The sequence below is a fragment of the Flavobacterium sp. 120 genome (assembly GCF_003633605.1).
In the GTDB taxonomy this organism is placed as follows: domain Bacteria; phylum Bacteroidota; class Bacteroidia; order Flavobacteriales; family Flavobacteriaceae; genus Flavobacterium; species Flavobacterium algoritolerans.
On sequence record NZ_RBKZ01000001.1, the window covers coordinates 3440327 to 3464431 of the forward strand.

The window sequence follows — 24105 nt, forward strand, 5'->3', positions numbered from 1 at the left end:
CAAATATAAAAAAACACTTATTTATAATCTTCATTTATTTGCCATTTCCTACTTTTGTAAAAAAATAATCACATGCCATCTTTTTTAAAACTAATAATAAAAGAAGTAAAACGCGAAACCAAAGACGCTGTTTCCATACTTTTTAACGTACCTGAGGAATTAAAAGCGAATTATACTTTTGTTGCAGGTCAATATATCAATTTAAGATTAACCTTGGACAGCGAGGAAATTCGTCGTGCGTATTCTATTTGTTCGGCTCCTGACAGCGGAGAATTGCGTATTGCAGTGAAAGCTGTGAAAAACGGTGCTTTCTCTCAATTTGCTAACACAAAACTCAAAGCTGGAGATGTTCTTGAAGTAGGAAAACCGGAAGGAAAATTTACTTTCGAACCACAAGTTGGCCGACAAAAAAACTACGTCGCTTTTGTAGCCGGAAGCGGAATTACACCAGTACTTTCCATCTTGAAATCAATATTAAAAAATGAACCTAAAAGTTCTTTTGTATTGGTTTACGGAAACAAATCTCCCGAAGAAACCATCTTTCATCAAGAATTACACGATTTGCAATTGCAATATGTGGGTCGCCTTTTTGTACATTATGTTTTCAGTCAAGCCAAAGCAGAAAATGCTTTATTTGGGCGAATTGAAAAATCGACTGTGAATTTTGTTTTGAATAACAAACACAAAGAATTAGAATTTGATAAGTTCTATTTATGTGGACCGGAAGAAATGATCAATACTGTTTCTGGCGTTTTGAAAGAGCATAATATTAAAGAATCAGCCATAAAATTTGAATTATTTTCTTCTTCTACCAAAGAAAACAAAATAGAAAAATCATTAGAAGGACATTCTAAAATCACTATAATGGTAGATGACGAGGAAACGACTTTCGAAATGTCACAAAAACAAACTGTTCTTGATGCTGCTTTAAAACAAGGCATTGATGCTCCGTATTCTTGCCAAGGCGGAATCTGTAGCAGCTGTCTGGCTCGCGTTACCTCAGGAACTGCCGAAATGACTAAAAACTCTATTCTTACCGATAAAGAAATAGCCGATGGTTTGATTCTTACCTGTCAAGCGCATCCAACATCAGAAACTATTTATGTAGATTATGATGACGTTTAGGAAACTGTTTCATTCTTGGTAGCGGTGTTCAATTAAAAAAAAAGAGTTTGTAATGTGCAAACTCTTTTTTTTAAACTAAATGTTGTAAAAACATCTTGTGATATATAATTTAAGACTTAATTTTTCTAAATTCCTTAATGGTTCGAAACACTTTAAATTTTTTAAACAATCGCTTCAACAGCAATCCTTCGCATTGCATCTTGATTACTGATGAGTTGTAGTACCAAATTTAAAATCAACTTATTAACCCATTATAAAAAAGCATTCCACAAGAAAAGATTTTTTTGTCTTTTGTTTTCTTCTTTATCCTCTCCATATTTGAACCAATCCTTTGTTTTTTCTTCTATCATCGATTTCAGACCCACTAAATCATAGGTTTTTTTGGCTGTGATTGGTTTTATGTCAGATGGGTTACTGATTTTTAAATCTATTTTGGTCGCTATAAACGAAGTATATAATCTTGGTATTGAAAGCCCCAAAATCATACCCGGTAAACCATTTATTGAACATGGACCGCCAGAAATGGTGATGTCATCCGTGTAAAAAGCAAACACATATACGTCATCCATTATTTTTCCAACGGCTTTTCGGCAATTATAACCTGCTATTTCTCTATGCTCATTGGTGATTTTCCATTGTATATTTGGTATGCTGTCATCTATTACAAAATTAGTTCCTACTATTTGCTTTTGCATATTCATTTTTCTTGTCGTAAAATCAGAATACCAGATGTTTTCTTCATCTGCATCTTTTTCGTGTTTTGGTATTCTTGTTTTTGGACTCCATCTGTCAAATTTGTAGATGCTTTTGTTATCCGAAAAAGTATAGGTGAAATAGGATATTTTTAGGTCGGACAGGTTCTCTTTCATCATCTCATCCCAACTGTCATTGCTCATCGTTTTTTTGAGATTAGTATTTACTTCATATTCAATTACAGCTTCATTTATAAATTGCTGTGCTTTTGATGTAGTTGTAAAAAGTAGTGCTGCTATAAAAAAAAGTATTGATTTCATATGTTGATATTTATTGTTTTTTATCTGTCACATGTAATTCGCATATCATCATTGGTGTTTGCGACCCAATTACAGTCATGCTCATTTCATATGTTGATAATTAGATTTTTTGAATGCTCATTATTGCAATTCCTTGAACTTCGTTCAGGACAGTTGCTAATTTATTTCTTTACTGTTTCTCCTTTTCTCCTTTGTTTTTAAAATTCCAGGTAAAGCCTATCATAGCATATCTTTTTAGCCTGTCGTTTCGTTCCTCACCTATTATATTTTCATAAACATATCTATTGATGCCTACATTTTGATTCAAAATATCCCTTACGAGAATATAAGCCGTAAACTCATCGTTTTTGAAAGTGCGTTGCAACCTTGCATTCCACAATTGATTGGTAAGATTGGTTTGGAAGTCGGTCGTTTTTTGACGAGAATTTAAATTGTAGTCGGTGGACAATTTCCATTTTTCTCTAAAATAAACCCCTATATTCAGATCCAAATTATTAGTGTTAAATGATTTTACTTCATCGTTTTGAGAAGTACTGTTTCTGTTATTTGAAAATCTATTACTTAAACTAAATTCGTATTTCTTATCTTTTGATTTATTTAAATAAATTGAAAATCCTGAATTTAAAGTACTGGAATTATTGATTTTGCTATTAATACTAAGTACCGATTTGTTATAGCTAACAGATGGATTAAGATTAACCTGTAAATCTATTTTTTTTACCTTAAATCCATATCCAAAATAAAAATTTCCAGAAAAATTACCGTTTGTGTTTATAGGTGTGGTAATCGTTTTAGCACTTTCTGGATCTATATCTTTATTGTAAGAAATTAAATTGGAAGTCGTTCTAAAAAAAATATTTTGGTAAAAATGCGATTCTGTCAAAATACTATAAGTATTGTGTGATATGCTTATACTATTGGTAAAGGATTGCTTTAAATCCGGATTCCCTAAAGTTTGATTAAAAAAATCCTGATTGTTTCTCAAAGGCTGTAATTGATCTATAGTAGGCTGTTTGGTTGCCCCTTGATAATTGAAACGTAAATTACTGTTGCTTTTGTACTTATAGGAGAAATTTGCAGTTGGGAAAAAGTTGGTATAGCTGCGCTTGTATTCTTTGTTTAAGGTTTGATCTTGCAAATCAAACGAAGTAAAACCAAAGCCACTTCCTAAGCTATAATTTATTTTTTTGGCATTATAACTCAATTTTATATTGGGCTTGTTCGTTGTTATTGTCTGTTTGAACTGGTTTGATAAGGAATCTACAATCACATCATACTTGCCTGTAACATCTGAATAATCGTAGGTTAAATAATTGCTTTCGCCAGTGTTATGAGTAATTTGATAGGCAAATTGCAATGCAAATTTCTTACCAATAGGCTCTGTATAATTAACGTTTACAGCAAGATTTTGATTTGTTTTTTCTCCTATTTTGTTTTGGTCCACATCATCTCTGGAGGAAAAAACACCTCCTTCATAACTTTCGTTGGAAGACTTTAAAAAATTATTTGCATCCGTATTCAACGTGTTCCAACTACCGTTTGCGGAAAATGTACGACGGGCTTTGGTAAATTTATGTTTGAACAAAACACTGGCAAACAACGATTCTTTATCCGATTTTGTAATGAATGTTTTTTCCTGTTTGTTTTTTAACAATCCGTCACCTCCTGTGGTACTTCCGTTTGTAAATTCATCGCTCTCCGTATCATAAAAATTGGTTTTGGCGGTAAATTTTATCGAGTTAACAGAATCTAATTTTACGTCGTAAGTAGCATTCAATTTAAAATTACTTCTGTTTACATTACTTACCGTGGATGTAGAATTGTTTAACTGGGTTTCTCCCACTTGTGTTTGAGTAATCCTGCTATTATTGTTGGTGTAAATTTGCTTATTATATTTTGGCGACAGATTCAATGTTTGCTTATCATTCCACTTGTTGCTGTATTGCAATCCTGCGTTGGTGTTTTTGATAAAACCATTTTGAGTATCAACATACGGTTCTTCATCAGTATTGCCGCCCGTCCATTCATAACTTACATTTCCATCGTCATCCATGTTCATGCTTATATCATCCCGTGCTCCAAATTTTTCACTGTCTTGCCAATCAAGTCCATCCTGACCTGTATTCCCATTTAATAAAAAAGCGGATAGTTTTCTTTTGCCTTTAAAAGAGCTAAACATAAGATTGCTATTGTATCTGGAATCCATATTTGCTAATGGTCCGTTTGCAGCATCTACTTTACCAAAATAGCCTTTCTTTTTATCCTCCTTTAATTTTAGGTTAATTGTTTTTTTTGTGTCGCCATCATCAATTCCTGTAAACTCGGCTTGATCACTTTTCTTATTAAAAACTTGTACTTCTTTTACCGCATCTGCCCGTAAGTTTTTTACCGCCATGCCGGGGTCGTCACCAAAAAATTCTTCGCCATCTACCAATACTTTTTCTACCGTTTCGCCCATGGCTTTTATGGTTCCATTTTTATCTACTTGTATTCCTGGTAGTTTTTTTAGCAATTCTTCTACATTGGCATTGGCATCTACTTTAAAATCACTTGCCCTATAACTGGTCGTATCTCCTTTAATTTTAATAGAACCTGTCTTTATAATTACTTCTCTAAGCGCATTAATTTTGCTTATCAATGCAATTGTCCCCATTTTTTTTTCGCCTTCTTCAACAGTTATGGCATCTACATAATCAGCATATTGGCTATGAGCTGTCATCAGTATATAATTTCCTGCTTTTACATTTTTGAGATTAAAGTTTCCGTCTTTATCCGATCGGGTAAACTTATATAAAATAGAGTCTTTGGGGGTTAATAAAGCAACAACCGAATTGTAAATGGGGGTTTTTTCGCTGCCTTCCTTTAAAACACCCGAAAGGTTTGCTTTTTGAGAAAACGCCGATAAAGAGAATAAGAACAAAATTGCAGTTGTTACAGTAATTTTTAGCATAAATAGTTTCTATTTTTATTGTATTAGCATTTCAGGATTTCTAAAAGCAACTTGATTAAAAAAGCGCCTCTTTCTCCTAATTGAAACTTGATTTGTAAGGTCTAACTCACAGCAAGCCAAAGTAGTATTTTTAATACTAATAATTTAAAACCTATTTGTTAAATAATTTATAAAATTATTCCTTCAAATAAATAGCTAAAAAACAATAAACCTAACTATGAATTTGATTAAACTCACTTGTTTACACTAATTTAAAACCTTTATAATAGAGTCGACAGTAATCGTTCGCATGACATCTTCATATCCTTCTACTTTTTTATTTCCATAAACTGAAGTGGGTAGTTTTGGAAACTGATTTCTATCCGAAACCAACGCATTTTCTAAAGGCTGATTAAAGGGAGAAAATCCCGCATACGGATGCGTCGCGCCCCAAAGTGAAATGACTTTAACCCCAAGCATAGCTGCTATATGCGCATTCCCGGAATCCATGGAAAGCATTACATCAAGATTACTAATGAGTTGCAATTCCTGTTGGAATTTAATTTTGCCCGCCATATTGATGACGTTTTCTTTATTAGCAGAAAACGAATCCAGGATTTCGATTTCCTTTTTTCCACCACCAAAAAGTAAAATTTTATAGTCTAAATTTTTCGATAATTGATTGATGACTTCCTGCATCAAATCCAGCGGATATACTTTAGAATCGTATTGTGCAAAAGGAGCGATTCCAATTAGTTTTTGACTTTTCTCTCCAATTACTGCTAGAATTTCCGGACTCAAAACTGCTTTTTCAGGAAAAACTGTCCCGACACTTCGGGATGATAAATCAACCGTAAAACCGAGTTGTTCAAAAACTTTTACGTGTCTTTCAAACATTGTTGGCAGTTGCTTAAAAACTTTATTTTCGGGTTGTGTTAATGCTTTTTTTTCTGCTCTTCCCTTATCAACCGAAGCTACTTTTTTTCCGCTTAAAGCAAAAAGGTTTCGAATGATTTTAGAGCGCAACACGTTGTGTAAATCGGCAAAAGCATCAATATTTAAACCTTTTAAATCTTGGAACAAACGCAACAACCCCAGAAATCCTTTGTGTCGTTCTTTTTCATCGAAAGCAAAAAAAGTAATATTAGGAATCCCTTCAAAAAAAGGTTTGAAAAAAGGTCTGGAAATCATCGTGATTTTAATTTCCGGATACTGGTTTACAAAAGTGCGTAAAACAGGAACCGTCATGGCGACATCTCCCATTGCGGAAAGTCTCATGACGGCTATATGCTTTATTTTATTTGACAATTTTAAGGTTGTCAAAAATTACTTCTTGTTTTGATACAAAACAGGATTCAAATCATCATCGTTGTACATTTTCATTTGCTTGTACACTTTCATGAATTTATCTCCATTTTCAATGTCTGTCAATAAATCATCGATAGCCAGAGACAAATCTGTTCTTTGTTCCAATAAAATATTCAACTTCGCTTGACATTTATCTCTATGATCTTGTGAAGCTTCGGCACGAGTAGCTTCTTCTTGCATGTGATAAATTTTCAATGCCAAAATAGACAATCTGTCAAAAGCCCAAGCCGGACTTTCTGAGTTGATTTTTGCATTCTCTTTTACTTTTACATGACTGTATTTTTGAAGAAAATAACTGTCAATATATTCCACCATATCAGTGCGTTCTTGATTAGAAGCATCGATTCTTCTTTTCAAAGTCAAAGCAGCAACAGGATCAATGTTTGGATCACGAATAATATCCTCAAAATGCCATTGAACGGTATCAATCCAGTTTTTGTGATACAACAAATGCTCAAATTTATCTTTTGGGAAAGGGTTATTAATCGGTTGGTCTACATTATCAAACTGATGATAATCTTTAATACTTTGTTCGAATACTGAATAAGCTAATTTTGAAAACATATCTTTATATTTTAAAGGACAAAGATACTTTTTTATACTTTTATAGATTATAAAAATATTTATAAGTTTAATAGCAAAAATAAAAACATGCAAATTCATTATTTATCAGAAGACAATAGCATCCTAAATCATTTTTTAGGACAAATACGAAATGTAAATGTTCACAATGACAGCATGCGTTTCCGAAGAAATATTGAACGAATTGGCGAAATAATGGCGTATGAATTAAGTAAAAAATTACACTACAAAAGTGTCGAAATCCAAACCCCTTTAGGTATAAAAACAACAACTGAGATTAAGGATCAATTGGTTTTATGTTCCATTTTACGCGCTGGTTTACCCTTGCATTTAGGGTTTTTGAATTATTTTGATAATGCCGAAAATGGTTTCGTATCTGCCTTTAGACACCATCCAAACAATGACGATTATTTTGATATTTTAGTGCAATACCAAGCTATTGCTGCTATAAATGAAAAAAACCTAGTATTAGTAGATCCCATGCTTGCAACCGGTCAATCTATTGTTGCCGTTTTCAATAAATTAATGGAAAGAGGGACTCCAAAAGAAATTCACATTGCTGTTGTAATTGCCGCACCGGAAGGTATTGCTTATCTTGAAGAACATTTGCCGGAAAACTGTCATCTTTGGGTTGCTTCTTTGGACGAAAAACTCAACGAGCACAGTTATATTGTACCAGGATTGGGAGATGCTGGAGATTTAGCGTACGGTGAAAAATTATAATTGGGAGAAAAAAGCAAAAAAACTGCAGGCAGTCAGCACATACATCACTAATTCCTGATTTAATTTTTCTTGAGGAATTTCAATATGGCTGGTTGCCATCATGGCCAAAGGCGCAAATGTAAACAGCAACAAATCATTACTTTTATTAGCCGAAATGAGAAAAATCACAACTCCGATGAAGAAAGAGGCGATGATTTTTTTGAAAGAAGTATGTAATAATTGTGGTCTGTTTGATAATGTGGCAAACATAGAAACCAAGAAAAATAAAGCTACAGTGGCGTAAATTGATAAAGCTCCGTTTTGATAATTATTCGTAAAATAGTCAATTTCAAAATTGATTTGTACACTTTTAATGATGTATTCAAGAACATCCAAATCGAAAACTGTTGCATAAATCATGAACAGAATTCCAACAATAAAAAAAGCGATAAAAGGTAGTATCCAGTTTCTATAATCTCTGGAAACATGGAAAATTATGGATATAAAAACCAGCACTATGAAAATTATACTCCAAAAATGAAATAATGCCGCTAAAAAAACCCATAAAGAGGCATCAAATATTTTTTCTTTGGAAGCTTTCAGGGATTGCAATGAAATCAGTCGGCGAAGCGCCAAAAGAATGAAGAAATTAGACAATATCAGGTTTAAATTATCTAATACTGAAGGAAAAAAAAGTAGAAACAAAAAGTAAAAAAAAACTGTGTAGCTGCTGTCTTTACTCAATCCGTTTTTCTTTACAACAAAATTCGTGATAAAAACAGATGCCAATAAAACACAAAACAACATTCCCTTTTTTGAAATTAATACAAAGGAATTCATCCAGGATAAATCTTGAAATTGGTATATAGAAAAGAAAACCAGCATTAAAATTACGACCAATGAAAAATTTAATGGTGTAGATTTTCTAAAAACACTTGTTATCATAAGGATATTTTATACTTTTGTGTTCGTAAATATAATACTTGTTTAAAAAGTAAGCCCTGCAAGTTCAAAAAGATTCTTCTAAATAAGAACTTTTTAATTCCCAGAGTTCCTCAAAAACAATTAATAAAATTAATTTTATACATTATGAAAGCATTTTTCGAAGGAATACAATACTTATTTGTAAATATTTTATTTGCTCCTCTAGACTTTTTACGCTCATTAGAGCTATCATCATGGTTTGCTGCTAATACAATCAATTGGATTTTCATGATTATTTGTGCTTCGGCAATGGTATATTGGATCAAACAATTGAAAATTTTTGAAGACGCCGGAACAGAGAAGCAAGATACTACCGCTCACTCTTTCTTAAAATAAGAGTTAAAAAAAAGTGAACGATAATTGGAAACTATTTTAAGTCGTTTCCAATATCTTTTCTAAAATACATCTTATCAAAATTTAGTTTATCTATGTTTTGGTAAGATTTTTTTATGGCCTCTTCGAAATTATTTCCATACGAAGTTACGGTTAAAACCCTTCCTCCGTTTGAGACTACGTTTCCGTTATCGAGTTTAGTTCCTGCGTGAAAAACAATCGAATCTTCAATGGTTTCTAATCCTGAAATTACTTTTCCTTTTTCGAAATCTTCAGGATATCCGCCAGAAACAACCATAATTGTAGTCGCACTTCTTTCGTCAACTTCCAGATTGATTTCGTCCAGTTTTTCATTGGCTACAGCCAAAAACAACTCTACTAAATCCGTTTTTAATCTCGGGATAACCACTTCGGTTTCCGGATCACCCATTCTCACATTGTATTCAATTACGATTGGCTCGTTTTTCACATTAATCAACCCAATAAAGACAAAACCTTTGTATGGAATTCCATCTTTTTGAAAACCATCAATAGTAGGTTTTACAATACGTGTTTCTATTTTTTCCATCAAAACAGCATCAACATAAGGAACCGGAGAAACAGCTCCCATTCCGCCTGTATTTAATCCTGTGTCCCCTTCGCCAATGCGTTTGTAATCTTTAGCCGTTGGCAATATTTTGTAGTTTTTTCCATCGGTAAGAACAAAACAACTCAATTCTATACCGTCAAGAAATTCTTCGATAACGACTTTTGAACTGGCATCACCAAATTTTTGATGCACCAACATGTTTCTTAATTCTTCTTTGGCTTCTGCCAAATCCTGAATAATCAAAACTCCTTTTCCTGCGGCTAAACCGTCTGCTTTCAAAACATACGGCGGTTGCAATGTTTCCAGAAATTTACAGCCTTTTTCTACCGTTTCTGCAGTAAAACTATCGTAAGCGGCAGTTGGTATTTTATGTTTGATTAGAAATTCTTTGGCAAATTCTTTACTTCCCTCCAGTTGCGCACCAATTTTTGAAGGACCGATAACAGGAATATGACTTAATGCAGCATCGTTTAGAAAGAAATCATAAATCCCTTTTACCAAAGGATCTTCTGGTCCTACCACAACCATTGCTACTTTTTCCTGAATAACAAACGTTTTTATAGCTTCAAAATCAGTTGGGCTGATAGCAACGTTAGTAGCTATTGAAGCCGTTCCAGCGTTTCCTGGCGCTACAAAAAGTGTGTCACAAAGCGGACTTTGAATCATTTTCCATGCAAAAGCATGCTCTCTTCCGCCCGAACCCAGTAGTAAAATTGTCATGTGTAGTTGTGTTTAGTTGTGGTGCAAAAATAATTGCTTTTGAACTTAAAAAATAATTAATTTTCAAAAAGTTGTTGGTTCTCCGTCATTAGTTGTTGGTAAATATTATTTTTGGTGAAATATACCTTTAAAATGTTTCGACTATTCGACTTATCGTTGCAGATAAATGGCTTCCAAATGAAGGAAGCTAAAGCCGAATTGCGGAAAATTGTAGCCTTTTCTGAAAAAGAACACGCTGTTTTCGTGGAAAATAAAAAATTGGAAATTGTCCATTTTCATTTGCAAAATAATGCTTTCTATAAAGATTTAACAGGAACGACAACTTTTACAAACTGGGAAGATTTACCGGTTTTAAATAAGAAAAACTTGCAAAAACCATTGCTTGAAAGGCTTTCCGTAAATTATTCTTCTAAAAACTGTTACATCAATAAAACATCCGGTTCCAGTGGGACTCCTTTTATTTTTGCCAAAGATAAATACTGTCATGCGTTGACTTGGGCTTCAAACATATACCGTTTTGGTTGGTATGGAATTGATTTTAATACTTCCTATCAAGCACGTTTTTATGGTATTCCGATGGATTTTATCGGAAACAAAAAAGAACGTTTCAAGGATTTTTTGAGCCATCGGTTTCGGTTCTCCATTTTTGATTTATCGGATGACGTTTTAGAAAAGATTCTGGAAAAATTTCAGAATAAAAAGTTCGATTACATCAATGGATATACCAGTTCGATTGTTTTGTTTGCTAAATTTTTACAAAAGAAAAATATCATATTAAACGCAATTTGTCCCACTTTGAAAGTATGCATGGTCACTTCTGAAATGCTTTTTGAGGAAGACAAAATCCTTTTAGAAAAACAATTTGGTATTCCTATTGTCAATGAATATGGTGCTTCGGAACTGGATTTGATTGCTTTTCAAAACCCTCAAGACGATTGGCAAGTCAATTCGGAAACGTTGTTTGTAGAGATTTTGGATGATAATAATAAAGCCGTTACAAATGGCACAGCAGGTCGAATTGTGATTACTTCCTTGTTCAATAAAGCGCATCCGTTCATACGATATGACATTGGTGATATTGGAATTTTGGACGAAAAAAGCACCTTACAAAAACCGATTCTCAAAAAATTAATAGGCCGTACCAATGATGTTGCTATTTTACCCAGTGGGAAAAAATCACCCGGACTTACCTTTTATTATGTTACAAAAAGCATCATTGAAGACGACGGAAACGTAAAAGAATTTGTGATACAACAAACCAAAATAGATACTTTTGAAATTGAATATGTGAGCGATATCGAATTAAATTTGGCACAAATTAAAAAAATTGAAGAGGCGATAGCTTTATATTTAGAACCTCATTTAATCTTTAGCTTTACCCGAAAAAAATCTTTAGAAAGAAGTAACAGAGGCAAATTGAAGCAGTTTAAATCAATGATTTAACGTAACGTGGTTTTATGATTAATTGAGTGAATAAAAATCCTGTCATACAAAGTATCGAAACAACTAAATTAAAGCGGTGAAACGTCCTGTAAACGGCAAAATTATGTCTTAATAGCTCATATTTAGAGGCCGAAATTGAGTTTTCTCTGATTCTATAAAAAGCTAAACTTTCCGGGACGGGTTGCGCGGTTTTTATTTTTTTGAGAATTGTAAGCCAATGCACCCAATCCTGACGTTTACGAATAGAAGAAATAGGGATTTTCCCAAAGTAGTTTACATCGTAGATTCCCGTTAAATTTCCAACATAATTACAAAAAAACAACTGACGATAAGAGAGGTTTATTGGTGCTTCTACTCTTCTGTTGATTGATTCTCCAGCTTCATTAATGCATTCGTAAAAGGAAAAAGTAAACGGTAGCTTATGTTTTTTGAGAAAATCAATTTGCAATTCTAACTTAAGCGGCTTCCACAAATCATCTGCGTCTAAAAAGGCTATATATTTTCCAGTTGCTTTCTCCAAAGCAGTGTTTCTTGCAATTCCAGTTCCCGAGTTTACATCGAGTTGAAAAAATTGAATTCTATTATCTTGACTGGAAATTTCTTTTATTATTGAAACCGTTTCATCGGAAGAGCAATCGTCTACAATAATCATTTCCCAGTTTTTATAGGTTTGATTCTGTACGGACAGGATTGTTTTTGTGATAAATTTTTCACAGTTAAAGGATGGCGTTATTATGGATACAAGGGGTTTTTCCATACTAATACGCTTTTTCTTCTCCTTTAAAAATATTGACAACTGTTTGAGAAATTATTTTTAAATCTAAAATTAAGGACCAATTTTCAATATAAAAAACATCAAATTTTATTCTATTAATCATATCGGCTTCTGTCTCGATTTCGCCACGAAAACCGCTCACCTGTGCTAATCCGGTAATCCCTGGTTTAACATAATGGCGTACCATGTATTTTTTAACTTTATTTCCATAGGCTTTATTTTGAGCCCAAAGATGTGGCCGCGGACCTACAACTGACATGTCTCCGAGTAGAACATTTAAGAATTGAGGCATTTCGTCTAAACTTGTTTTTCTCATAAACTTCCCTATTTTGGTAACACGCGGATCGTTTTTTGAAGCTTCTTTTTCTGTTGTTTTATTGATTTTCATCGAGCGAAACTTATAACAGAAAAATTCATTTTCATCAATTCCTGGTCTTCCTTGTTTGAAAAAAACCGGACCTCTGGATTCTAACTTTATTAAAATCGCCAATAATGGAATTAACCACGATAAGAGAAATACAATAATTATACTCGAGAAAACAATATCAAAAATCCTTTTAAAGATCATTGTAGCAGGCTCATGAAGCATGGTTTTTTTTAAGGAAAGTACCGGGAAAAATTCGTAGTAATCAATTTTCAAATTTTTCGAAAAAATCTCTTTTGTATCCGGTATGAATTTTATCGTTTTATTGTTTTCATCTGCAAAATCAATTAAATCTTTCAAATGCTCGTTGGAAATTTCGTTTAATGAGCAGTAAATTTCATCTACACAATTTTCAATTACAAAAGGTTTCAAATCTGCTAATTTCCCTTTAATATTTTGATTTGATTTTTTATCTGAAAAATAGCCTAAAAAGCGATATCCGTAATCATTTCTGGTTTCAAAAAGATTTTTTAATTCTATCGCCTCAGGAGTATATCCAATAATGACAGCACTTCTATAATTACTTCCGGTTATAATCCTATATTCTTTTAAATAGTAAAACAACAAAAATTTTGAAATAGTAATTAGTAACATCACTGAAGATATAAATAGGGCAATCACTACTCCGTTAAACACGACTTGTTTTGAAAACGGAAAAAAAGCAATGGTTATTAAAAGAAACAAAACGCCCTGTTTTACTAGTTTTGATATTATTTCAAGCGGAGTTGTAAAGCGATATATTCCGTAGAATCTTACAAAAAAAGCAACTGTACCCCATCCAAGTATCTGATAAATAAGAAAGTGCTCAATCTTAAAATTAAGATCTTTGAAAAAGAAAAAACCAAGAGTCAAAATAACCATTAGATCTATTGAGATACTAATGGGTCTAATGTACTTTGAATATCTTCCTGTTCGAGATGCACTCATAATTAACGAATATAACCTGGTTGGTTTTTTATCGGTTTAAAAAAATTCCTGTTACTTTATATAACTGGAAAAATCTTTGTGTTCTTCTTTAGAAAGTTCCTCTTTAGATAACGATTTGAAATAATCATAGGTGATTTTCATTCCTTCAGCACGACCTATTTTAGCTTCCCATCCAAGCAATTCTTTTGCCTTCGTGATATCTGGCTGGCGTTGTAAAGGGTCATTTACCGGTAATGGATGATATACAACTTTTTGATTAGTTCCTGTCAATTTTATAATTTCTTCCGCAAAATCCTTGATGGTGATTTCATCTGGATTTCCAATATTTACCGGATAAACATAATCGGAATGCAGTAATCTGAAAATACCTTCGACTTGGTCATCCACATAACAAAACGAACGGGTTTGCATTCCGTCTCCAAAAATGGTTAAGTCTTCCCCACGAATTGCCTGACCAATAAAAGCAGGAATTACGCGGCCATCATTAAGACGCATTCTTGGTCCGTAAGTATTGAAAATTCTAACAATTCGGGTTTCTACACCATGAAATGTATGGTACGCCATAGTTATAGATTCCTGAAAACGTTTTGCTTCGTCATAAACACCTCTTGGTCCAATCGTGTTTACATTTCCATAATACTCTTCCGTTTGTGGATGAACCAATGGATCTCCGTACACTTCAGACGTAGATGCAATAAGAATTCTGGCATTTTTTACTCTTGCCAAACCTAAAAGATTGTGCGTCCCAAGAGAACCCACTTTTAAGGTTTGTATCGGGATTTTTAAATAATCTATTGGACTTGCAGGCGAAGCAAAATGAAGAATATAATCTAGTTGACCCGGAACATGAACAAATTTTGTAATATCATGATGATAAAATTCAAAATTCTCCAGTTTGAACAAATGTTCTATATTTTTTAAATCTCCCGTAATGAGATTATCCATTCCAATAACAGAATAGCCTTCTTTAATAAAACGGTCACAAAGATGTGATCCTAAAAATCCAGCTGCTCCGGTGATAAGTATTCTTTTCATATAGATTTTATAGTTTAGAACTATTCTTGACCTCATAAAGAGGTTTCTGTCAAAAATAAACTTATCATTAGGATTGTGAAAGAAATAAGGCAAAATATTTTTTTAATAACCTTTTATTTATGTCCCGTTATTGGTGAAACATTTCAAATTATCCTATTTTTTCTAAAACAAACACGTTGTTGAAATAAGCTGTTTTATCAATTGGCAATACAAAACTGAAAAGCATTCCAAAAAAATTAAAAAAGACAATGAAAGGAATTAGGAAAACCTGTCTTACGTTTTTATTGTTTGGCAGAATATTCTTTATATAATTTAAATTGAATTGAAAAATAACTTCTATATAATTTCCTGTTTTAAAATTGTCAACCACCTTGAAACCATTTTTTTGATACAAATGTTGTAACGCTGGTGTTGTATACCTTGCAAAATCATATGGCATTTCATGTTCTTCCCACATAAATGGAGTCGTTATTAAAGCCGTCCCATTTTTCTTTAATACTCTATTAAATTCCTTTAATAATTCATCAATATTAAAAACATGTTCTAAAACTTCGGTACACAAAAGAGAATCAAACCGTTCATTTTCAAATGGAATTTCTTTTCCATCATAAAATTCATCTACTTCATTATAGTTTTGTTCTCTCCCTTCAATCTTATAATCCACACCAATATATTCCTTTACATTTACAAATAGATTTTTATAAGGCTTTGTTCCACAACCAAAATCCAACAAAGAACCATTGAGTTTATGAGCATTATTTTTTATGGCGCTTTGAATTGATTTTCGAATAAGAAAATTATAATTAATGAAAAACCCAATAATCCCGGGATGAAATTTTTCTTTCTTGATCTTTTGTTTGATGAACTCTTTATGCATTAAAATTCTTTTTTTCAATATTAAATAAACAGCATTTATTCCAAATAAATAGATTCTAGTTCGAAAATATTTTTTTTAATATCATAGTTTTCGGAATAAGAAGTAAACGCATTTTTTGACAATTTATCCAATAATTCTTTATCACTCAATAGCTTCAAAATTTTATTTTTAAAACCTTTTAAATCCTCATTTTCAATAACAAATCCATTATAATTATCAATAATTAAATCTTTATTTCCATCGCAGTTAGTAACTACACAAGCTTTAGATAATGCCAAACTTTCAATAATAGAATATGGCATTCCCTCATATCTGGACGTTGAAATATAAAATTTAGATTGATTAATTATATTAAAAACATCGGTTCTTTCTGTCCACTTTATAAGTGTGACATCATTAGTCATGTCTAATTCCTGAATCAACTTTTTAACGGATTCTAACTGTCCTGATACTGGACCAACTCCCATTACGATTAAATGAATTTTAGCTTCTTTATTAACTTCATACATTACCCGTATCATTTGTTCAATGTTTTTTTGATAAGATGGACGCCCAACGGTACAAATATAATCTTCAGGCCAAGTTTTAGTAATAAGTAAGGGTTGAGTTTTAGTTATTGGCTCAATACAATTATTGAATACCATTACACTTTTAGGTTTATAACCAACGGCTTCAATCGCTCGCTTTTTTTCGGATGCTGACGTGGCCAAAAGTAGACTATTCCCATTGGCAAGAACCTTTTCAATACTCAAAAAAAGGTTTCTTTTCACTCTATTTTGTGTGCTTAAATACGAAAAAGCATGTGGCGTATAAATGACTTTTATTCCTAATAATCTGCCGGTAATTCTACCTATAATACCTCCTTTAGCACTGTGAGCATGTATTAAATTTGGTTTTTCTTTTTTTAGAATTTTATACGTTTGAAATAATGATTTAATATCATTCAGTATTGAAATGTCCCTAAAAATAGAAACTTTATATTCTTTTACCTCATGGCCATTTTTATCAAAAAAAGGTTTGTTTGTGTCTTTGGTCCCATGAACAACAATGTTTTCAAACAAATCAGTATCCATATTTTCTAAAACAAGTCTCAAATATACATCGACTCCACCTATAGAATGTAATACATGAACTATCTTTTTTTTTGCCATTTTTATGATGTAAAAGAATAATAATCTTCACTTATTCCTTGTGAATTTAGTATCACAAATCAAATGTATCACAAATTTAATGATTACAAAGTATTGATTTAAATTATCTCATGAGCACCTATTTTAAAAAATAATCCTACCTATATATAACATCTATTAAGTTTCTCCGATTAAAAAAAATAACGATATTTACGGAAATTTTTATTTCTATCATTTAAAATAAATTCAAATGAAAAATACGTTTATGATTGCGACTCTAGTTGCTTTATTTTCATTGTCTTGTGGAAACAAGAAAGAAGAAACGACACAACAAGATGCCATTCAAGAGGTTGCTCCTAAAGCGTCTAATGAAGTAAAAGTTGAAGTTACTGACTTTGATCGTTACGAAGGTAAAATTGTTTTGGGAACTAATGGTCAATGGTATTTAATAAAAGAAGGGGTTCGCTGGAGAACTAATTCTATAGCCGCAACAGATGATTATATTAAAACACTACCTCCCGGAAAAGATTATGTTGTAAAAAATGTACCTATTGAAACATTACAACAATTTTCAGAAGTTGGAGAAATTTATCCAAATTTAGAATTCAAAAAAGATGTAATTAAAACCGCTAAATAAGCGGTTTTTTTTATGTCATTTTAAAATAATTATGCAACAGGCCGCTTATTTTTTTGTTGAAGCCAATAACTGGCAAATATAGAAATCCATAATCCGCTGAAAACAATTCCATCAAAGCGAAGCAGGAAATCATCTGTAAGGTTTGAAGTAAAAAACAAAAAAAAGAAAGAAATTATAACTGCATTTTTTGTCTTAATTCCTAAATAAGCAATAAATCCAATATAGAATAAGGCTGTAATAGGTCCCAATATTCCAAATTTTAATAAATAATCTAAAAATTGATTGTGTGTGGGGAACTCATATTTTGCCAAAAATATTTGATTCGTTTCTTTAAAATACTTTACTAATTCTATCTTTCCATCCGATGCTCCCACTCCAAAAGGAAGATTTTTAAGGGACAATTCCCATGCTGATTTCCAGATGGATAATCGGGTTACAAAAGAACTGTAAACCGCTATTTCGGGATGATCTATCTCATCTAATTTTCCCACTTTATCCATATTCGAAAAAATTTGAGTCGAATACTTTTCCTTCATGAAAGGATTCTTTTGTATGAATAAAAATAAAACGGAACCAATTAAAAGCAACATAATAACTGCTCTTTTGAAGATAACTTTAGAACTATATCTTTTGGAAATTTGAAAATAACCCACCGTCATAAAACCAAACAAAGTGCCTAATAATGCCATTCTGGTATTCACGTATAAAACAAAAAAGAAAGAGCTGATAAAAAGCATTAAATCTCCTATTTTATACCATTTAGTATAATGTACTTTAGACGTTTCAAGCAAAAAATAAAGATTAGAAAACGCTACAAAAGCCAAGTGCATATTGAGTGCCGGTGCATGAATACCAATACTTTCAGAAAACACATAACCCATTTCCCAAAGATGAATCCCATTCAGATATTTAAAAAAATGTTCCGGATACAACAGTATAAAACGCCCAAAAAAGAATGCCATAATAAAGGTTGTTCCAATGCAATAGGCTTTCAAAATTTTAAGAAATTGAATTCGTTGATAATTTCCAATTATAAATATTGGAAAAAAAAGTAATGAAAGACTTTTCTCCAATGATTTTAAACCCAACACATAAAAGTCATTATTTACAAAAAACAACATTTCCATCAAAAATGGAGCTGCTATTACCAACATAATTGGCAATTGGCTTTTTGAAAATTTTATTTTTTTTAAAAACAACAAATTGAAAACAACAAAAACGATCAAAAAAACAGTACATAGTTTTCTGAAAATTAAAGTGATAGCAATTAAAAATAAAAATAAATTAAATACTTTGTTGAATGTCTTTTCTGAAATGTTCATAATACAATGCAAAATATATTAAAGGGAAAAGGCCTATTTTATGTCTAATGGAAGTCCCTAAATCAGGCTCAAATATACCTTGAACTATGAAATAAGCGAATAAAATTAGTAATATCCACAACTCAAATTGATATTGTTTTCTGTTTTTTAAACATCTGGAAAACCGAACAAATAAAATATAAAAAATCAATAATTGCCATAGCACAAAAGCCAATACTTGAGGAGATAAAATATGCTTAATTGCTTCAACTATAGGCACATTTACTGCCATAAAACCATAGACAATACCAAATGCTTCACCATACCAGGTGTCTTGTGATATTGGTGATACTATGGCCGTATTTATATTGTTTTTATTGATATTATTAATCACATAATTCTCCCTTGTTAGTTTAGAAATATACTCTCCTCTTACAACTCCATGACTCAGTGATAAAAAAATGGCAATCAGTAATCCATAAAAAATAGTAGAAAATGTTTTGTTCTCAAATTTGATAAATGACAATACATACATCCCTATTGCAAATATTGGCAGCAATATATAATAGGGTCTGAAAAACGAAAAACAAGCAATTAAAATAAGTGAAAAAATGATTTTAAATCTTGGCTTTTTATTGGATTGGAATATAAAAGGAATTGTACAAAACATTAAAAAAGTTATAAATTCCTTAGTAGGCATAGACATGTATATACCCGTGAGAAGTAAAGCAACATACACTAAACCATTTTTCACATTTAACTTATGGAAGTTAGATGGCACACCAATTTTATAATATATATATGTTACTATAGGAAATTGAATTAAGGCAATAAGAAAAAAAGGAAGATGTCGCAGACCTGTAAGCTTATAAAACATGATGGCAAACGGGTAACTGCCAAACCAGCCTATTTCATGGAACTTGTCAAATACTATGATTACAGTATCGTTAAAATATCTTTCCGGTAAAATATAAGGCGTCAGAAAGGCTACTATTAAATTACAAAAAAACAACCCTATAAATACCGCTTTGTTTTTTTTTATTAGTGTTTTCATCAATGCTTTATTATATAAAAACCTTACTTAGTCTGTGAATAATTATATTAAAATGGTGTTATTTTTTCACCGTATTTTAATGGAATACAATTAATAATTTATCTTTTCTATAAACAATTATTGCTGTAACTGCATTCCAAAAAAGTAAGCTTGAAACAAAAGCAATTGCTGCTCCTGTCATGGAATACATCGGGATTAATATAATATTTAGAATTAAATTAAGCAATACCGCAAAAATTAAAACGATTTGGAAAACACTCTGTCTTCCTGTCATATTCAAATATATAGCAGATACTCCAAAAAAAGAAGCAAACAATTGACCTGCCATTAATATCAAAAGTGCTTGTTTGCTTTGCGTATAATTTTCTCCAAAGAAATATAAAATATTTTCGGAAAACAAACAAACAAATAAAACAACCGGTAATGTTAGCGCAACAATCATCCTGGCACTTTGTTTCAATGCCTTTGATAGTTCTTTTTTATTGTTGTCCGTGTAAAGTTGTGCGATTTTTAAAGAAACAGAAATATAGACTGAATTATTAATCATAAATAAAATAGAAACTAACTTCATTGCAATGGCATAGTATGCAACTGTTTCATCCCCTTTAAATTTTTTCAAAAACACTATATCAAAAGTCATCATCAAAAAAATGGCTAAACTACTAATAGCCATTGGGTATGATTTATGAGCAATAAAGCTATACGAAAAAGAATTCGTATCATTTGATAGTATTAAATCTCCATTTTGTTTTTTGAAAAGTCGAAAAATAATAATCGTAGTTATAATTGCAAGTGCAACAAATCCTATCAAAAAAGTATCTACTAAGTAGGCTTCTTGGTGATAATAAAATAAAATAATAGCTCCAAAAATAACGGAAACATACTTAAACGTGTTTCTAAATAATTCAGCAATATAAACTTTGTCTAATGCTCGGATTGTTTCAGTATTAAACAAGGTTATCGAATAAAAGAACAAAGCAATAATTGCCTTAGCCATCAAAACATAAGTGCTTTTATCGTTGAAAAATATATTAATGCTATTTTGACCAATAACAAAAAAAACAAACAACATCAGCAAACACAATGCAAAAATAATCACGACAATTTTTTTATAAATCGCCTTTAATTTTTGGATTTCATTTCTACTTTTTAAAATGCCTGTGAAATATAATATGGATTGATCAGTACCAAGAACGCAAATACTGCTTAAAACTAATAAAACCATTCTTATAAAGTCGAATTGACCAATGATTTTTGGGTCGTAATTATGCGTTAAAAACAATGAAAATCCAAAAAGGGTAACTACACCTATAATTCTTAAAAACATCGTTTTTAAACTCTGTAAAACAAATGGATTTTTTTTTATTTTATTGAAACCCATATTGATTTTTTCAAAAATTTAAGGAAATGATAGTATCTGATTAATTAAAACCCTACTCGTCTGTATTTAGTTTTAAAAAGAAAGTGAAAAACAATTAAATCATTTTTGATTTTCCCAACTGAATTTTATAATACGCTAAAAATAAACGAATTAAAATAAATGAAAGTAAAAATAAAACTGGCAAAACCAATTTTAACTTTCCATTGACTGAGTTTGTATTTTCAATATTTAATGTTGAACTATTGTCTTTTATAATTTTATCCAATCCAACTAATTCTATTCTATGAATTCCTTGTTCATTAATTAAAGTCTCTTTCGTTTTAATGACATCGTTAAGCTGTGTATTCTCATTATAGTAAACAAGTTTATCGCTTTTTTGAGCCCCATTTACCATATTAGAAAACCCATTCAAAACACCATTTATTTGTGAAATAATAGTGTCATTTTGAATCATTTTTATTTGAATATTATTTACTGTTTCTTTTTGGACTTTTTTATAGTAATCCGTTTCGTTTAAATAGATTAAAATAGGTTGAACAGTTTCAGTAATGGCTGTTTGTTTTTTAGTTTTGAAAGTAATCGTATGTAAGCTGTAATTCTTACTGGTCAAGTTATCTTCAAGGATTTTTTTTATATCTCCACCCTCAGCCATCAACTTGATTAATTCAAAGTTCTCTGTCTTGTTTTCAATAAATTTATAAACGTCCGTTATGGGTTTGATTTCAATTTTAATTATTTCTTTAGGATTTTTAATCCCTACAATTTCTTTCAGAAAAACGGTATCCCGCTCTTTGATTTTAGATTCAATCAAGTCAATTTTTGAATATAAATAATCCGTGCTTTCAAAATTTGGGGTAACTATAATTTGATGATCATAGGTTTTTTTTGTCACATCAAAATAAAACCCTAATCCAACTCCAATTACCAGCAAAATCAAAATTACAATAGCATTTTTTACAAAAAACTGAATACATCTAAACAAAAAGGTATTAATCCATTCAAATAATCTTCCTATTTTTTTAGAAATTTGTGTCAAATCAATCTCCTGATCTTCTTGGTTATTGGGTTGGTTTTTGTTCATCCTATATTTTTATTTTACGTTGAAAATTTGTTCCAATATCTTTATTGTAATCAAATAAGTAGGTTTTACTCCCGTAGTACCTAGTCCGCCTGAAGCCAATGTGCTTCCGGTTTCCAGAGGATTATCTGATGCATAATATGCGTATCTCACTTTGATATCATGAGGAACACTCTTTCTGATTTTTGAAGCAGATTGGATGGCTTTTTGGTAATATGAACCTTCCATTTCCAATCCTATAACTCCCCAAGTTGATTCATGGAAAAATTTTAATAAATCTCGGTTTTGTAATGAAGTCCCCAAAACGGTGACCATTGGTCCGGCAAAAACAGCAATATCATTTCCTTCAAACATATCGGCGGTTAATTCATTTTCGAAAAAATAATTGTCCGCTGTTCCTTCATTGATGTGTGCGTTCGGAATCATAATGTCTCCTTTTCCGCCTTCCAGAATTCCCGCTTTCCCCATGATAGAAACTGATTCCACATTAAGCAAAGTCGCTTTTTTATACGGTTTTAATAACTCATCAATGGTTTCATAAGCTTGCTCCCCAAAAGCATAATCCATAACAATAAGCACCGGTTTTTTATCTCCAGTATTTGCTTTTTGAAACGATGTTTTGGACCAATCAATTTTAGCGGTATCAAAAATTTGTACATCTATATTTGTTCCGGAAGTATCCAGTAACGAAATCATTCCGTGTTTCAAAGCTACTGCTGAAACCTGATTGCGAACTTCGTTCGCACCCGATTTGCTTAATTCTTCATAAATAAAGAAATCCGATTTGTCTTTAAACCTCGTTTTTAAAACCTCTGTGGCAAAAATAGAGTTCATCACACTGTGCATGTTCGCGCTAATCACGTGAATTGGTCGGTCCAAAAGTTGGTTTTCTTTCAAAACCTCCTTAATGTTTGTGGCCCAAATTTCGCCGTGAATATGATGTCCCAAACGTTCCCTTAAAATAGGACTGAAAGTTATCGTTCTCTTATTATCGTCAACTATTTCTTCAATCGCCAGTTTTCCTAACCAAAAAATAACGTGCAAAAATCGATCTGGCGCCGCTGTTGAACCGAATGCATCATAAATATCCAATACTTCCTCAAATGTTCTTCCCAGGATATTTGCAGCATGTGAAATGGCTTTTTCTTTTTCTATCTGTGTCAGCTTTTTCTTTTGAGAAACTGCTTGTTCCAGTTTGAACCAATCGCGGGAAACTTCGCCGGCATCATCCAGTAAAACTCTGTTTCTAATTTTGTGGGATTCGATGAAAATAAACGTCAAATGCGTCAAAATATCATAAATATCAGAGCGTCCGCGGGTGATTTCCACGTTCATTTGTTCTTCGTCAATACGGTAACAATTTCGTCGTCTTTTTGGTGGAACAATCGCTTGAAAATGAGATTTTGAATACCCTTCTTCCGAAGTTAAATTGATGAATCGACACTCTTCAATTCCTACCGGAAGACGCTCTATAACATACAAAAGTCCATTTAATTCTACTTTTTCATCTGCAATATTTCCATATATTTCTGGGCTTAATGCCAATAATGCTTCTCTTAATGTATCTCCGGAAACTCCCATTGGCTTATAAAATCCTCTATTGAAAAGATGACGCATGGTGATGTACATTTTTTCAATTGCCGCCGATGATTCTTGCGCTCTGGAGCGTGATATATTTTTAGTCTCTTTCATTTTCTA

The 24105-nt window shown here is 31.8% G+C and carries 21 protein-coding genes; 5 read left to right on the top strand and 16 right to left on the bottom strand.

The window, feature by feature from the left end; translation table 11 throughout:
• Positions 1-72 precede the first annotated feature (72 nt).
• Positions 73-1125 carry a ferredoxin--NADP reductase gene (locus C8C87_RS14790; RefSeq protein ID WP_121343117.1) on the top strand — a complete coding sequence of 351 codons (1053 nt, stop codon included), beginning with the start codon at positions 73-75 and terminating at the stop codon, positions 1123-1125.
• Positions 1126-1376: 251 nt separating this feature from the next.
• Here the strand turns inward: C8C87_RS14790 and C8C87_RS14795 are convergent, their stop codons facing one another.
• The 4 genes from C8C87_RS14795 to C8C87_RS14810 all read right to left on the bottom strand — a co-directional run bounded on the left by C8C87_RS14795 (position 1377) and on the right by C8C87_RS14810 (position 6999).
• Positions 1377-2138 (bottom strand): GLPGLI family protein, encoded by a 762-nt coding sequence (locus C8C87_RS14795; protein ID WP_121343118.1) that lies wholly within the window; start codon positions 2136-2138, stop codon positions 1377-1379.
• Positions 2139-2307: 169 nt separating this feature from the next.
• Entirely contained in the window at positions 2308-5088 is a 2781-nt protein-coding gene (locus C8C87_RS14800; protein WP_121343119.1) for an outer membrane beta-barrel family protein, read from the bottom strand.
• Positions 5089-5334: 246 nt separating this feature from the next.
• Positions 5335-6345: a glycosyltransferase family 9 protein gene (locus C8C87_RS14805; RefSeq protein WP_121343120.1), complete on the bottom strand. Its 1011-nt coding sequence runs from the start codon at positions 6343-6345 to the stop codon at positions 5335-5337.
• A 48-nt stretch (positions 6346-6393) separates the two neighbouring features.
• Positions 6394-6999 (bottom strand): DUF4254 domain-containing protein, encoded by a 606-nt coding sequence (locus C8C87_RS14810; protein ID WP_099713978.1) that lies wholly within the window; start codon positions 6997-6999, stop codon positions 6394-6396.
• Between the two features lie 87 nt (positions 7000-7086).
• Between C8C87_RS14810 and upp the strand changes: the two genes are divergently transcribed.
• Positions 7087-7740, top strand: coding sequence for a uracil phosphoribosyltransferase (gene upp, locus C8C87_RS14815; RefSeq protein WP_121343121.1), 654 nt, complete (start codon positions 7087-7089; stop codon positions 7738-7740).
• Here the strand turns inward: upp and C8C87_RS14820 are convergent.
• Positions 7735-8664 (bottom strand): DUF6427 family protein, encoded by a 930-nt coding sequence (locus C8C87_RS14820; RefSeq protein ID WP_099713976.1) that lies wholly within the window; start codon positions 8662-8664, stop codon positions 7735-7737. The two genes, upp and C8C87_RS14820, sit on opposite strands and share 6 nt — an antisense overlap.
• Positions 8665-8808: 144 nt before the next feature.
• On the opposite strand from C8C87_RS14820, the gene C8C87_RS14825 reads away from it, so the two are divergent.
• On the top strand, positions 8809-9039 hold the full coding sequence (locus tag C8C87_RS14825) for a uracil phosphoribosyltransferase (protein ID WP_099713975.1): 231 nt from the start codon (positions 8809-8811) through the stop codon (positions 9037-9039).
• A 31-nt stretch (positions 9040-9070) separates the two neighbouring features.
• On the opposite strand, the gene purD is transcribed toward C8C87_RS14825, so the two are convergent.
• Positions 9071-10345, bottom strand: a complete 1275-nt coding sequence (gene purD, locus C8C87_RS14830; RefSeq protein WP_121343122.1) for a phosphoribosylamine--glycine ligase — start codon at positions 10343-10345, stop codon at positions 9071-9073.
• 132 nt (positions 10346-10477) lie between these two features.
• Between purD and C8C87_RS14835 the strand changes: the two genes are divergently transcribed.
• Positions 10478-11788, top strand: a complete 1311-nt coding sequence (locus C8C87_RS14835) for a phenylacetate--CoA ligase family protein (RefSeq protein WP_121343123.1) — start codon at positions 10478-10480, stop codon at positions 11786-11788.
• Here the strand turns inward: C8C87_RS14835 and C8C87_RS14840 are convergent.
• The 5 genes from C8C87_RS14840 to C8C87_RS14860 form a co-directional block, all read right to left on the bottom strand.
• A complete protein-coding gene (locus tag C8C87_RS14840; protein WP_121343124.1) occupies positions 11772-12545 on the bottom strand; it encodes a glycosyltransferase family 2 protein in 774 nt (257 codons plus the stop codon). The genes C8C87_RS14835 and C8C87_RS14840 overlap by 17 nt on opposite strands.
• Before the next feature lies 1 nt (position 12546).
• On the bottom strand, positions 12547-13914 hold the full coding sequence (locus C8C87_RS14845; protein ID WP_121343125.1) for an undecaprenyl-phosphate glucose phosphotransferase: 1368 nt from the start codon (positions 13912-13914) through the stop codon (positions 12547-12549).
• Positions 13915-13965: 51 nt separating this feature from the next.
• The gene (locus C8C87_RS14850; protein WP_121343126.1) at positions 13966-14949 is read right to left on the bottom strand and encodes a UDP-glucuronic acid decarboxylase family protein; all 984 of its coding nucleotides are present in this window, start codon (positions 14947-14949) and stop codon (positions 13966-13968) included.
• 148 nt (positions 14950-15097) lie between these two features.
• The gene (locus C8C87_RS14855; protein ID WP_121343394.1) at positions 15098-15826 is read right to left on the bottom strand and encodes a class I SAM-dependent methyltransferase; all 729 of its coding nucleotides are present in this window, start codon (positions 15824-15826) and stop codon (positions 15098-15100) included.
• A gap of 35 nt (positions 15827-15861) precedes the next feature.
• Entirely contained in the window at positions 15862-16977 is a 1116-nt protein-coding gene (locus tag C8C87_RS14860) for a glycosyltransferase (protein WP_121343127.1), read from the bottom strand.
• A 229-nt stretch (positions 16978-17206) separates the two neighbouring features.
• Here C8C87_RS14860 and C8C87_RS14865 point away from each other — a divergent pair, with 229 nt between their 5' ends.
• Positions 17207-17593: a hypothetical protein gene (locus C8C87_RS14865; RefSeq protein ID WP_121343128.1), complete on the top strand. Its 387-nt coding sequence runs from the start codon at positions 17207-17209 to the stop codon at positions 17591-17593.
• A gap of 29 nt (positions 17594-17622) precedes the next feature.
• On the opposite strand, the gene C8C87_RS14870 is transcribed toward C8C87_RS14865, so the two are convergent.
• The 5 genes from C8C87_RS14870 to C8C87_RS14890 form a co-directional block, all read right to left on the bottom strand.
• Positions 17623-18747, bottom strand: coding sequence for an O-antigen ligase (locus C8C87_RS14870; RefSeq protein WP_233550043.1), 1125 nt, complete (start codon positions 18745-18747; stop codon positions 17623-17625).
• 130 nt (positions 18748-18877) lie between these two features.
• Positions 18878-19948: a hypothetical protein gene (locus C8C87_RS14875; RefSeq protein ID WP_121343130.1), complete on the bottom strand. Its 1071-nt coding sequence runs from the start codon at positions 19946-19948 to the stop codon at positions 18878-18880.
• A 76-nt stretch (positions 19949-20024) separates the two neighbouring features.
• Complete coding sequence (locus C8C87_RS14880; protein WP_233550044.1) at positions 20025-21275, bottom strand: MATE family efflux transporter; 1251 nt, start codon at positions 21273-21275, stop codon at positions 20025-20027.
• A gap of 148 nt (positions 21276-21423) precedes the next feature.
• Positions 21424-22410, bottom strand: a complete 987-nt coding sequence (locus C8C87_RS14885) for a hypothetical protein (protein WP_121343132.1) — start codon at positions 22408-22410, stop codon at positions 21424-21426.
• Positions 22411-22419: 9 nt separating this feature from the next.
• Positions 22420-24099 (bottom strand): hypothetical protein, encoded by a 1680-nt coding sequence (locus C8C87_RS14890; RefSeq protein WP_121343133.1) that lies wholly within the window; start codon positions 24097-24099, stop codon positions 22420-22422.
• Positions 24100-24105: the final 6 nt, after the last annotated feature.

Excerpts from the sequence above, each read along its gene's own strand:
- C8C87_RS14790 (WP_121343117.1), top strand. The coding sequence starts at position 73 with ATGCCATCTTTTTTAAAACTAATAATAAAAGAAGTAAAACGCGAAACC.
- C8C87_RS14795 (WP_121343118.1), bottom strand. The coding sequence starts at position 2,138 with ATGAAATCAATACTTTTTTTTATAGCAGCACTACTTTTTACAACTACA.
- C8C87_RS14800 (WP_121343119.1), bottom strand. The coding sequence starts at position 5,088 with ATGCTAAAAATTACTGTAACAACTGCAATTTTGTTCTTATTCTCTTTA.
- C8C87_RS14805 (WP_121343120.1), bottom strand. The coding sequence starts at position 6,345 with ATGAGACTTTCCGCAATGGGAGATGTCGCCATGACGGTTCCTGTTTTA.
- C8C87_RS14810 (WP_099713978.1), bottom strand. The coding sequence starts at position 6,999 with ATGTTTTCAAAATTAGCTTATTCAGTATTCGAACAAAGTATTAAAGAT.
- upp (WP_121343121.1), top strand. The coding sequence starts at position 7,087 with ATGCAAATTCATTATTTATCAGAAGACAATAGCATCCTAAATCATTTT.
- C8C87_RS14820 (WP_099713976.1), bottom strand. The coding sequence starts at position 8,664 with ATGATAACAAGTGTTTTTAGAAAATCTACACCATTAAATTTTTCATTG.
- C8C87_RS14825 (WP_099713975.1), top strand. The coding sequence starts at position 8,809 with ATGAAAGCATTTTTCGAAGGAATACAATACTTATTTGTAAATATTTTA.
- purD (WP_121343122.1), bottom strand. The coding sequence starts at position 10,345 with ATGACAATTTTACTACTGGGTTCGGGCGGAAGAGAGCATGCTTTTGCA.
- C8C87_RS14835 (WP_121343123.1), top strand. The coding sequence starts at position 10,478 with ATGTTTCGACTATTCGACTTATCGTTGCAGATAAATGGCTTCCAAATG.
- C8C87_RS14840 (WP_121343124.1), bottom strand. The coding sequence starts at position 12,545 with ATGGAAAAACCCCTTGTATCCATAATAACGCCATCCTTTAACTGTGAA.
- C8C87_RS14845 (WP_121343125.1), bottom strand. The coding sequence starts at position 13,914 with ATGAGTGCATCTCGAACAGGAAGATATTCAAAGTACATTAGACCCATT.
- C8C87_RS14850 (WP_121343126.1), bottom strand. The coding sequence starts at position 14,949 with ATGAAAAGAATACTTATCACCGGAGCAGCTGGATTTTTAGGATCACAT.
- C8C87_RS14855 (WP_121343394.1), bottom strand. The coding sequence starts at position 15,826 with ATGCATAAAGAGTTCATCAAACAAAAGATCAAGAAAGAAAAATTTCAT.
- C8C87_RS14860 (WP_121343127.1), bottom strand. The coding sequence starts at position 16,977 with ATGGCAAAAAAAAAGATAGTTCATGTATTACATTCTATAGGTGGAGTC.
- C8C87_RS14865 (WP_121343128.1), top strand. The coding sequence starts at position 17,207 with ATGAAAAATACGTTTATGATTGCGACTCTAGTTGCTTTATTTTCATTG.
- C8C87_RS14870 (WP_233550043.1), bottom strand. The coding sequence starts at position 18,747 with ATGTTGGTAATAGCAGCTCCATTTTTGATGGAAATGTTGTTTTTTGTA.
- C8C87_RS14875 (WP_121343130.1), bottom strand. The coding sequence starts at position 19,948 with ATGAAAACACTAATAAAAAAAAACAAAGCGGTATTTATAGGGTTGTTT.
- C8C87_RS14880 (WP_233550044.1), bottom strand. The coding sequence starts at position 21,275 with ATGTTTTTAAGAATTATAGGTGTAGTTACCCTTTTTGGATTTTCATTG.
- C8C87_RS14885 (WP_121343132.1), bottom strand. The coding sequence starts at position 22,410 with ATGAACAAAAACCAACCCAATAACCAAGAAGATCAGGAGATTGATTTG.
- C8C87_RS14890 (WP_121343133.1), bottom strand. The coding sequence starts at position 24,099 with ATGAAAGAGACTAAAAATATATCACGCTCCAGAGCGCAAGAATCATCG.